This is a genomic window from Pseudomonas sp. TH06 (genome assembly GCF_016651305.1).
Taxonomy (GTDB): domain Bacteria; phylum Pseudomonadota; class Gammaproteobacteria; order Pseudomonadales; family Pseudomonadaceae; genus Aquipseudomonas.
This window is the reverse complement of record NZ_JAEKEC010000001.1, coordinates 5317128-5329916: the sequence shown is the minus strand read 5'-3', so window position 1 is coordinate 5329916 and position 12789 is coordinate 5317128. Positions and strand designations below refer to the sequence as shown.

2 protein-coding genes are annotated in these 12789 nt (G+C 57.5%); both read left to right on the top strand.

Features of this window, described 5'->3' with window-relative positions; translation table 11 throughout:
• Positions 1-44 precede the first annotated feature (44 nt).
• Positions 45-12248, top strand: coding sequence for a filamentous hemagglutinin N-terminal domain-containing protein (locus JFT86_RS23500; RefSeq protein ID WP_207197133.1), 12204 nt, complete (start codon positions 45-47; stop codon positions 12246-12248).
• Positions 12248-12706, top strand: a complete 459-nt coding sequence (locus JFT86_RS23495; protein WP_201233695.1) for a hypothetical protein — start codon at positions 12248-12250, stop codon at positions 12704-12706. The genes JFT86_RS23500 and JFT86_RS23495 overlap by 1 nt, the downstream gene beginning before the upstream one ends.
• The last annotated feature ends 83 nt before the right edge of the window (positions 12707-12789 follow it).

Sequence of the window (12789 nt, the reverse complement as noted above, 5' to 3'; positions counted from 1 at the left end):
TGGGCATGCCCAAGCGCGGCCTGGCGTTTCTCTTGGCGAACGTCATGTTCTGGCAACCGATGTGGGCGCAGGCCGACGGCATCGTGGTGGCCAACCCGAACACCTCGCTGGATCGCGCCGGCAACGGCGTGCCGATCATCAACATCGCCACGCCGAATTCCAGCGGGCTGTCGCACAACCAGTTCCATGATTACAACGTCGGTGCGCAGGGGCTGATCCTCAACAACGGCTCGACGCAGAATAATCTCACGCAGCTGGGCGGGCACATCATCGACAACCCGAACCTGAAAAACAGCGGTTCGGCGCAGACGATTCTCAACGAAGTCATCAGCGGCAACCCGAGTCAGCTGCGTGGTTACACCGAGGTGGCGGGGCAGTCGGCACGCGTGATCGTCGCCAACCCCTATGGCATTACCTGCAATGGTTGCGGTTTCATCAACGCGCCAAGGGTGACGTTGAGCACCGGCAAACCGGTGCTCGACAACGGTCGACTGGATCGCTTTCAGGTCGATCAGGGTTCTGTGGCCATCGAAGGCGCGGGACTCAACGCCAGCAACGTTGATCGCTTCGAAATCATCACCCGCAGCGCGAAGATCAACGCACAGCTTCAGGCGCAGAACCTGACGATCGTCGCCGGGCGCAACGACGTCAACGCGCAGACTTTGAACGCCACCGCCCGCGCCGATGACGGCAGCGCCAAGCCGCAACTGGCCATCGACTCCTCGGCGCTGGGCGGCATGTACGCCGGCGCGATCAAACTGGTCGGCACCGAAGCCGGGGTCGGGGTGAAACTCGACGGCAAATTGATTGCCAGCGGCGGTGATATTCAGCTCGATGCCAATGGTCAACTGAGCCTGGCCGACACCTCGGCCACTGGTGCGGTCAACGTCAAAGCCGCGAGTCTCGATGCACGCGGGCCGGTCTACGCCGGCACCGCACTGAACGTGCAGACCCAGGGCAACCTGAGCAACCGCCAGACCCTCGCGGCTCGCGACAGCATTAACCTCAGTGCCGGCGGCCAACTGACCAACGCCGGCGCCATCGAAGCCGGCGTCAATGCCGACGGCAGCCGCAACGCCAACGGCGACCTGAGCCTGACCGCTCAGAACCTCGACAACAGCGGCAAGAGCCTCACCGCCAGCCGCCATCTGACCGTCAACACCGCACAAACCCTGACTAACCAGGGCGGCACGCTCAGCGGCCAAACCGCGGCCATTACTGCCGGCACACTGGACAACCGCAACGCCGGCAAACTGCAGAGCAACGGTACGCTGAACCTCAACGCCGCTCAGGTGCTGAACAATAAAGGTGTGATCAACAGCAACGCCGGCCTTACCGCCAACATCGCTCAACTGATCAACAGCAACGGTGAACTCAGCAGCCAGACCGACGTGATACTGACCGTCACCTCGCTGGATAACGTCTCCGGCCTGATGACCGCTGGCCGTTTGCTCGACATCAACGCACTCGGCGCGATCAACAATCGCACCGGCAAGATCGGCGCCAAACAAAACCTCACGGTAACAGCCCGGCAGCTCGACAACAGCCAGCAGGGCCAGTTGACCAGCGAAGGCACGCTGACCACGCGGATCAGCGAGCAACTGAACAACCAGAACAAGGGCCTGATTCAGGCCAACGGCGCCATGGACGTGCAGGCCACGCGTCTGGACAACCGCGCCGGCAAGATTTCCAGCCTCGATACCCTGACGGTCAGCAGCACCAACACCGACAACCGTGGCGGGACGATTCGCGCCGATCAGTCGGCGAAACTGCTGATCGACACGCTGGACAACCGCGACAAGGGCCGCCTCGAAAGCAAGACCGCGCTGACCTTCGACGGCAACACGCTGGACAACAGCAATGGCGGCCTGCTGACTTCGACCGGTGTGTTGAGCCTCAAGGCCAAAGCCGTGACCAACGATGGCGGCCGGATCTCCGCCAAGGGCGATATCGACGCGAACATCGACAGCCTCAATCAACAACACGGTGAACTGGTCGCCGAAGGCAATCTGAAACTCACCGGCAAATCCCTCAACAGCCATCAGGACAGTCTGGTCGGTTCGCTCAAGACCCTGACCGTCAACGTCGATCAGATCGACAACCGCGCCAGCACACTCTCCAGCCAACTGGACCTGCACATCAACGGCGCACGCCTCGATAACAGCGAGGGCGGCAAGGTGCTCTCCGACACCACCCTTGGTTTGAAAGTCGCGCAAATCATCAACGCCAGCAACGGCCTGATTTTCAGCAAAGGCGCGAGCACCCTCAGCGGCATCGGCGTGAGCAACGTCGGCGGGCGCATCGTCAGCCAGAAGAATCTGGAGCTGACCTTCGACGAGGCCCTGGACAACCAGCAAGGCCTGATCAGCAGCGAAGGGCAGATGACCCTCACCGCTGGCAGCCTCGATAACCGCTTGGGCAAACTGTCGAGCCTTGAAGCGATGGCTCTGACCGCCTCCGGTTCCGTGCTGAGCCAGGGCGGCCTGATCGCCTCGCAGAAAGGTCTGACGTTCAAGAGTGGCAGTCTGGATAACAGCGACAACGGCATCATCAGCGCCAAGGCCGATTCGACCCTGGCCACCGGCGACTTCAAGAACCGGCAGGGCGGCAGCCTCGCCACCGACGGCACGCTGTTGCTCACGACCGCGCACCTGGACAACTCCGGCGGCACTATCGGCAGCCAGAAGAAGCTTGAAGCTTCGGTCACTTCGCTGGAACAGGACGGCGGCGAGCTGTTCAGCAACGGCGACCTGACCCTGGACATGAACAACGGTCTGCTCAATAACCAGCGCGGCAATCTTCATACGCCGGGTCAGTTGCTGCTGAAAAACCTCAAGGACGTCGACAACAGCGCCGGCGAAATCTCTGCCGCCAAGGCCTGGGCCGTCGACGCGCAAAGTCTGAACAACGACGGCGGCAAACTGCTGAGCAATGAAAAACTCAGCCTGGTTATCGACCGTGCCCTGAGCAACGTCAAAGGTCTGATCGCCTCGGCTGGCCTTGAATCGCGCAGTGCCAGTCTGGACAACAGCCACGGTGAAATACGTGGTCGTGGCGATGTCGACTTCAGCGTCACCGCAATGTTCGATAACCAGGACGGTGTGGTCATCGCCGACAACGGCCTGACGATCATCGCCGCCACTCTGGATAACCGTCAGGAAGGCCTGATCGGTTCAACCAAAGCGCTGAACCTCAGCGTCGACCGTGTCGACAACCGCAACGGTGAGCTGTCGAGCAAGAGCGATGTCAGCCTGATCGGTGCCTGGCTCGACAACAGCGACAGCGGTTACATGCTCGCCGGTGGCAATCTGGCGCTGACCGTCAACGACGTCATCAACCGCAACAAGGGCCTGCTGTCCGGTGACACCGGGCTGACGCTGACCGGCAAGACGCTGGAAAACAGCGGACGTCTGACCAGCCAGAAAGACCTCGCGATCAACCTCTCTGCGGATCTGAACAACGCGCAAGGCAGCGTCGTCAGCGAAGGCGCCTTGGCGATCAATGCGCAAAGCCTCAACAACAACGCCGGCACCGTCTCCAGCGCCAAGGCGCTCACCATCGACACGCGCGGTGCGGTCAGCAACCAGGGCGGCAGCCTGCTGACCGACGGCAATCTCACCCTCAACAGCAGTGCGCTGGATAACCAGCAAAAAGGTGTGATCAGCAGCAAGGCCAAACTGGGCATCAGCACCGGCGCACTGAATAACAACGATGGGGCGAGCATTTACGCCGCCGATCAACTGGAGATCCGCGCCGGCCAAGTGACCAACGCGACGGGCAGCCTCGGCGCCGGCAACTCGCTGATCGCCAATATCCAGGGCCTCGATCAACAGGGCGGCAAGCTGTTCAGCAGCAACGGCACGGTCACTGTGGATCTGAATGGCGGCGCACTGAACAACCAGGGCGGCACCCTCAGCGCGCCGGGCCAGTTACTGCTGAAAAACCTCGCCGACGTGAACAACCGTGGCGGCGAGATTTCCAGCGACAAGGCGTTTGAACTGATCGCCAAGTCGCTGGACAACAGCGGCGGGCAACTGCTGAGCAACCACAAGCTCACCCTGACCCTCGACAACGCGCTGACCTCGATCAAAGGCACCATTGCTGCTGCGGCGTTGCAGGTTCGCGCCGCGAGTCTGGACAACAGCGACGGCGGTGTATTGCTCAGTGACAGCGATATCGAGGTCAGCGTCGATGGCCTGTTGAAAAACACCAACAAAGGCAGCATCCGCGCCGCGCAACAACTGACCCTCAACAGCACCGGCCTGAACAATCAGGGCGGTACGCTGGTGGGTGTTTCCGGTGCCGCGATCGATCTGGGCGCCACCGCGCAGGACCTGAACAATCAGGACGGCCTGATCAGCAGCAAAGGGCTGCTGAGCATTGCCCATCTGCGCGACCTCAATAACCAGAATGGCGTGATCAACAGCAAAGGCGTGCTGAGCATCGCCACCCTGCGTGACCTGAATAACCAGCAGGGCGAAATCTCCAGCGTCAACAGCTTCAGCCTCAGCGGCAACAACCTCGATAACCGTGGCGGCAACCTGATCAGCAACGATCAGCTGACTGTTACGGCGGCCGATCTGAACAACCAGGGCGGTCTGGTCTCCGGCTGGAAGGGCGTGAGCCTTGGCGGCGGCAGCCTCGACAACAGTCAGGAAGGCGCGATCTCCAGCCAGCTCGGCAACGTCAACATCGACCTCAGCGGCGCACTGCTCAACCACAGCAAGGGCGGCATCGGCGGCCTCGGCGAGGTGAGCATCACCGCCGCCAGTCTGGATAACAGCGGCGGAACGGTCAGCAGTGACGGCAAACAAACCCTGAGCATGAACGGCGGCGCGATCAATAACGCTGCCGGGGGCCTGATCAAAAGTGGCGACACCCTCGACATCCATGCGGCCAGCCTGAACAACACTTCCGGCAACGTCATGGCGAAAAAAGCCCTGACCCTCATCGGCGGCCCGCTGAACAACACCAACGGCAGTCTGGTCGGCGACGACAGCGTCACCCTCGATCTGCTCGGCGCCCTGACCAACGTCAACGGCGCACTCGGCAGCGGCGGTGCGCTGCTGATCAAACGCTCTGCCAGCGTCGACAATCAGGGTGGTCAATTGATCAGCCAGACCCTGTTGAGCCTGCTCACCAGTGGCGATTTGAATAACAGTCAACGCGGCACCCTCTCGGCCAACGGCCAACTGGATCTCACCGTCGGCGGCACGTTGCGCAACGACGCCGACGGCCTGCTGTCCAGCCGCGATGCCGGCGTGTCCATCACCGCCGCCGCGCTGAACAACGGCAAAGGCGCGGTGCAAAGCATGACTGCGCTGAGCGTAAATACGGGCGCTGGCGCCATCGACAACCAGGGCGGCAAGATCATCGCCCAGAACGGCGACCTGACCCTCACCGCCGCCAGCCTCGACAGCCGTGGCGGGGTGCTCTCAAGTCTCAAAGGTCTGCTGCAAACCCGCCTGAGCGGCGTGTTACGCAACGGTCAGGGCGGCAAGATCGAAGGCAGTCGCCTGGACTTGCAAGCACTGGGCGGCATTTACAGTGACGGCGGTCGAATTGCCGCCAACACCGGAAACATCTTGCTCAACGCCGGTGGCGGCATGCTCGACAACAGCGGCGGCGGGATCTATGCCCGGGGTGTGGTGAAAACCACCGCCGGTTCGATGAATAACAACAGCGGCCAGATCAGCGGCAGCAGCATCGATCTGGGTGTCGACGGCAATATGAGCAACAGCAGCGGCCTGATCGAAAGCGCCAGCACCTTGGCGATTCGTGCGGCCAACCTCGACAACCAGGGCGGCAAACTGCGCGCGCTCGGCACCAGCGGCAAGACCGATTTCCAGATTGGCAGCCAGTTCGATAACCGTAATGGTCTGGTGGAAACCGCCAACACTGACTTCACCCTCGCCGCACCGAGTTTTCTCAACGCCGGCGGTTCGGTAACACATGTCGGACTGGGTGAGTTCGGCATCTCCACCGCCAACGTGATGAACGCTGGCGGCTCACTGGTAACCCGTGGCGGCCTGACGCTAAACGCGGACAGCTGGACCAACAGCAGCGTGATTCAGGCGGGGCGGTTGACGGTGAATGTCGGCAACTTTGTGCAGACCGCGAGCGGGCAGTTGCTCGCTTCCAATCAATTGGTGGGACGCGGTGGCAACTGGACGAATGAAGGCTTGATTGCCAGTGATGGCAGCCTTGATATCCAACTGACTGGCAATTACGGCGGCAATGGTCGAACGAGCAGTCTGGGTGATCTGCAACTGGACGCCTCCACCCTCAACCTGACCAGCGCTACGAGTATCGCGGCCGGGGGCAATACGATCGTAGGTGCGCGCGGTGGCTTGGCGAGCGTCAACAACTATGGCCGCCTCAGCGCCGCCAACAATCTGAGCCTGAATGCCGGCACCATTAACAACTACGGCACGTTGGCAGGCGCGTCGGGTATGAAGCTGACGGCCTCATCACTGCTCAACGATCAGGGCGGGTTCCTGTTCAGCGGTGGCGACATGAAGCTTCGCGTGGGCAGCTTCAGCAACAAGAAATCCGATGTTTACAGCCTTGGCGCAATCGACATCGCACGGGACGATGCCGGTAATCGCGCAGCGATGGTGGAGAACCTTTCCGGGACGATGGAAAGCACCGGCGACTTCTCGATCAAAGCGGATTCGATTGTTAACCGCAGAGACCAGTTCAAGACCGTTGCCGAAATGTACTCGTCGGATATCGGTGTGCGTTGCTATTCATGTGATCAACTTCCACTCAATTGGACAGATCTCCAGGGAGGCAAACTACCGTCCCACCTGGTCTGGGAGCAAAAGTTTAAGGTCAGTATTTCGGAAGGAGAGAGTTCCAAAGCCGCGTCGATTACTTCCGGAAAAAACTTTGATGTTGCTGGTGGATCGTTCCTGAACTCGAATTCGTCCATCGCCGCGTCAGGAAACATCAATATCAATGTGGCCAACTTCGAGAACTCGGGTACTGCCACTGGCGATTATGTCTCCCGCAAATACGTCAATGGAGGGCTTTCCGTTGCTCAATGGAACGAAGTCGTTGCGTACAACATGTACAACGATGCGGACTACAACAAGGATCTGCATTTCTGGAACGCCAACGAAGACGATTCACGGGTAGTTTCCAAGGTCGTCAGATATGGGGTCAAAGGCGAGGCGGACAACTGGTTCCAGACGTTTGGCTCGACCATCATTTCTTTGAATAAACAGAGTCAGGCCGTCAGGTTCGGAGATTCGCTCTATTCCTCGGGCGTCAGAACGGAAGCTCCAGACTTCATAAAGAATGCCGTGTTCAGTGAAAAAATCGTCACCTCCGACCCTTCAGGGTTCGCCTCGGCGATCATTCAGGCCGCCGGCAATGTCACCATCAACGCCAGCAACAAAATCAGCAATGGAGTTGAAAAAGCCTACAGCGCGGGCGCTGCCGGGACCTCTCGTAACGCCAACACAGGCGCGACCGGTACTGGCAAACCCACCGTCATCAGCCTCAACAGTCAGCTACCACCGGACCTGGCTCAGCAACAGGTCAACCCGCTGACATTGCCCGGCTTCAGTCTGCCAGTTGGCGACAACGGCATGTTCCGCCTGAGCGGCAAAGGGGGTAGCGAACAATCCTTGGTACCTGCGCCGTCCTGGACCATCGATACGCTGTCCGGCGAGTCCACACGTCATACGGTCGGCATGCCTGCTCGGCCGTCGACCCAGTTCCAGTTCGACAATAACGACCCGGTCTCGGTGAAAAAACGCGACCTCGCGCTGAGCGATGCAGCCTCGCTGAATCTCAATGACCGAACCGCTCAGTTCAACGTAGGTGCAACCGCCGCTGACGGGCCAGTCGGTGTGCTGTTGCCTGCTCGGGGCAACCCTGCCTTTGATGTACCACGCGTACAAGGCTTGCCCGACACCAGCGTGCGCTCCAACCCGCACAAATACCTGATCGAAACCAACCCGGTACTCACCGACCTGAAGAAATTCGAGAGCTCGGATTATCTGTTGCAAAAGCTCGGCTATGACCCGGACATCAGCGCCAAGCGTTTGGGTGACGGTTTCTTCGAACAGCGGATGATCCAGCAAGCGGTCGTCGAGCGTACGGGACAGCGTTTCATCGACGGCCAGACCTCCGACGAAGCGATGTTCAAGTACCTGATGAACAACGCCATCGCCAGCAAGGATCAGCTCAACCTGTCGGTGGGCGTCACCCTGACCGCGCAACAAGTGGCGGCACTGACCCACGACATCGTCTGGCTCGAAGAGCACGAAGTGAATGGTGAGAAAGTGTTGGTGCCAGTGCTGTATCTGGCTCAGGCGAATAACCGATTGGCGCCGAACGGGGCGTTGATTCAGGGTAACGACGTGACGTTGATTGCCGGTGGCGATCTGGACAACGCCGGTACGCTTCGGGCTTCGAACAACTTGTCTGCTACAGCTGCTCTCGATATGACCAACAGCGGTCTGATTGAGGCCGGCAACCGTCTCGAATTAATGGCCGGTAATAATATCGTCAACAAATCGGGCGGCATAATCGCCGGGCGCGACGTCAGTATGGTGGCGCTCACCGGGGACGTCATCAACGAGCGTTCAGTAACGGGTGCAGAGTTCAGTCAGAATGGTTATGCCCAGTATCGTGGTTATCTGGACAGTGCCGCCCGCATTGAAGCTGCCAATGATCTGACCATCAGTGCGGCGCGAGATGTAATCAGCAGCGGCAGTGTCATGGCCAGTGGTCGGGACACCAGAATCGAGGCAGGTCGTGACGTCAATATCGTATCGGCACAACAGATAAGCATCGAAACCGGCGGGCGAGAGCGAAGTTCGATTACTCAAGTCGGCTCAAGCGTAAGTGGCGGACGCGATGTAGCAGTGAGCGCTGGCCGTGACTTCACTGCGATAGCCAGTGCGATTGATGCCAAGCGCAACGCTGTCATTCTGGCTGAAGGCGATGTGACAGTGGCCTCAGGTGCCGACGAAAGTCATTCTTACTCGAAGACCAAAAAGCTCACCACGCAAGAAGATCACGTTAAACAAGTTGCCAGCACCATAACTGCCGGCGGCAACGTAGCGATCCGTGCAGCTAACGACCTCGCATTGATTTCGAGCCGTATCACTGCTGGCGATGAGGCCTATTTAGTTGCTGGAAATAATCTCGACGTGCTCGCGGCACAAGACAGCGACTATTCGTTATACGACAAAAAGAATAAGGGGAGCTTCGGCAAGAAAGAGACCCGACGTGACGAAGTCACCAAAGTTACTCATGTCGGCAGTGAGATCAACACCGGCGGCGATCTGGTATTGGCAAGTGGTGGTGATCAGCGCTATCAGGTTGCAAAGCTGAACAGCGGTAAAGATCTGGTTCTTCAAAGCGGCGGTTCAATCACCTTTGAGGGGGTTAAGGACCTCGATCAGGAAAGCCATCAAAAAAGCAGCACCAGCATGGCCTGGAACTCCATGAACGGTAAGGGGCACACCGACGAAACCCTGCGCCAGAGCGAACTGGTCGCACAAGGGAATCTGGTGATCAAAGCTGTTGATGGTTTGCATATCGACGTCAAAGACATCAACAAAAAAACAGTCAGCGAAAGTATCGATGCGATGGTCAAGGCCGATCCTCAGCTGGCTTGGCTTAAAGAGGCCGAGAAGCGTGGCGACGTCGACTGGAACTTGATTAAGGAGACTCACGAGTCTTTCAAGTACAGCAGCTCGAGCCTGGGCCAAGGTGCGATGCTAGCAATCATCATTGTGGTAACGGTGCTCACGGCAGGCGCGGCGAGCGCTGCTGTGGGTAGCGTTGCGGGAGCTGGCGTCGGAAGTGGATCGGCAATGGCAGCGGCTGGTAGCACCGCTATGGTCCAGGCAGGCACCGCGGTGGGGACCGCAGCAGCTGGTTGGGGCAACGTGATGGTTTCCAGCGTTCTCACTTCGATGGCCGGTTCTGCCGCTGTGAGTACGATCAACAACCGTGGGAATGTTGGTGCCGTACTTAAAGACATCACATCCAAAGACAACTTGAAAAACTATGCCGTCGGGGCTGCTACTGCCGGGTTTACCAGCGGTTATCTGGATGATGCGTTTGGCGTGACCGGCGAAAACGTCAACAAGGCTACTCACGGTTTTGATCTGAGCAGCCTTGAAGGTATCGGTAAATTCAGTGCTTATTCCGGTGCACAAGGATTATTCCAGGCGGGTGTCAGTACGGCAGTAAATGGCGGGAGTTTCGGAGACAATCTTGGTTCGTCAATGACTGCTCAGGCGCAAGCCGTTTTGCAGGCCGTGGCCTTCAACGCAGTTGGCGATTATGCGAAGAAACAAAAATGGCCTGATGGCAGTCTCCAGAAAACAATTCTGCATGCCCTCGTCGGCGGACTTCTGAGTGAGGCGGCAGGCAAGGGGTTCGCCACGGGTGCGGCGGCGGCAGGCGCCAACGAGGCGTTGAGCAACAGTTTGGCCGCAATTGTCAAAAACAATCCGAAGTTTCAGCTCACAGCATCGCAGTTGGTGGGTTTGACGGCGGCGGGTTTGGTAGGTGGGGACCTGCAAACAGGTATCGACATCGCCAAGAACGCTACTTCCTTCAACCGCCAGTTGCACCCGGATGAGATCAAATTTGCTTCCGATGATGAACGCGTAAATCGGTATGCCTCTGAAAGAGGGATTAGTGAAGATCAAGCTCGGACTGAGTTGCTACGCACGGCCGCAGCAATGGTGGACAAGGGCTGGAGCGCAGCCTTCAGTGAAAGCGACGGTAAGACCAATGCAGCGGCGAATTTCCTTCGAACAGAAGTTTCGCAGTCGCAGAATACGGGGTTATTCCGGGTCACTCTAGCTGACTACAACGACGAAAGGCTGGGCTTGAAGGAGCTGCTTAAAGACAGAGATTCAGTCAAAGCTCTGCTCGACCACATTGCTTTGGTCGATCCATACAAGTATCGGCATGATCCAAGGTATCAAGCCGAAATCCTCAATGCCAAGGGAGTAGGTAGCGCTGAAGGCTTCGCGGCCGTCATGGAGGGACTTGTCAGTTCCAGTTCGAAATCAGCGTTGTGGGTGATGGGGGCCGTCAATTGCCCTAGTTGCGCTGCTACCGATCTGGAGGCAGCTTTTGACTCGGTCATGAATTGGCCGGAGGAAGTTCGGCTCAAGGGGTATCTGGATGTCTTGCACACCATGCAAGGCAACGGAATTGACGTTGTCAGGGCGAACGCAGCTGTGGCAACGGCTACGGGTGTCGGACTAGGGCTGGTGTTGGATGGGGGATTGAATGGTGGTGCAAAAGGCACAACGGGAACCCCTGTAACGAAGGGGCCTTGCTGCTTTGCTGCGGGTACGAAAGTTTCTACACCGCAAGGCGACCGCGTTATTGAGTCGCTCAAGGTGGGAGATGTTGTCTGGAGCAAGCCTGAGAAAGGGGGCAAGCCGTTCGCTGCTGCCATTCTGGCAACGCATCAGCGTTCGGATCAGCCGATCTACCGCCTCAAGCTCAAAAGTGTTCGTGGCGCTGGCGCAGCGGAAGGCGAAACCCTGCTGGTTACGCCGAGCCACCCCTTCTATGTACCCGCCAAACGTGATTTCATTCCTGTCAAAGATCTGGAACCGGGTGATCTGCTGCAGTCACTGGCTGATGGCGATACCGAAAACACCTCGTCCGAAGTCGAATCGCTTGAGCTATACCTGCCCGAGGGCAAAACATACAATCTGACGGTCGATGTGGGGCATACGTTCTACGTTGGCGAGCTCAAGACCTGGGTACACAACACTGGGCCTTGTGATTTGCCTCCGGATTATTTTGCGGGTGGTGAAAAAGCTACTGGTGGCGCTGCCGGAAAGGTAGACGAGGTTATTCCTCCAGGAATGGATCGCCCATTCCGTCCGGTTAACCCAGAGTTTCCGCCGAGCAAGTCTGTTGTTGATGCAATGGAGAGCCCGCAAATTAAAAACATGGTGAGTTGTTCCAGGACAGACTGTTCAGATATTGCAAGCAAGTTGTTTGATGCTTCTGGTGGTAAAGGGGCGGTTATTGAAGTTCGCCCTGCGAGAGCTGGCGATTTAAATGTTTATGAGAATGGAGTTAAAGAGCCGGGTCAGTTTTATCACCAGGTCTATACTGATGGTCGATATGTTTATGATCCACGGCTATCGTCCAACCCTATTCCTAAAGGGGATTGGGAGCAGCATATTAAAAATATTAACCCGGGCGGAGTGTCGATCTCTGATAAGTTGAAGGGGTTGAAGTAATGGGCGTGACTAGAGTTTTAGACTCGGAAGGTGAGCTGCTTAATATTCTTCATGACTTGAATGCACTTGAGTGGAGAAAGTATGGGCAGCGTAATCCAGAGGTCTGGATGCGTGATCATTTTGAAAGAGAGGATCGTTCGAGATTTCCTCCATATATAGCTTTTCGATTTGAAAAAGAAAATGAATATATTATCTCTATTTTGAATGAGCTGATTGGTTCATATGATGGCTTGATTTCTTGGGTGCTGATAGGTTGTGAGCGTTATGCGTCCTCTGGCATGAATTGGGTAATTGAGCCCACATATATTAAGGAAGTAGAGACTAAAGCCCAATCTTTAGGGCACTCTTCTGAAAGCTATCTTGCCAAGTATGAGCCTGAGTTTGGCTCTATTGCCTTTGAAGACTTGGTTGGGTTAACTGAGTATATTCGTAAAAAATTCTCAGAATTGAACACGTAAATGGGGACAGGCCCTGAGGGACCCCCGATTTTTTTACAGAAAATCAAGAAGTTGGAATATTGAAGAGACCTGCATGAGTCGGC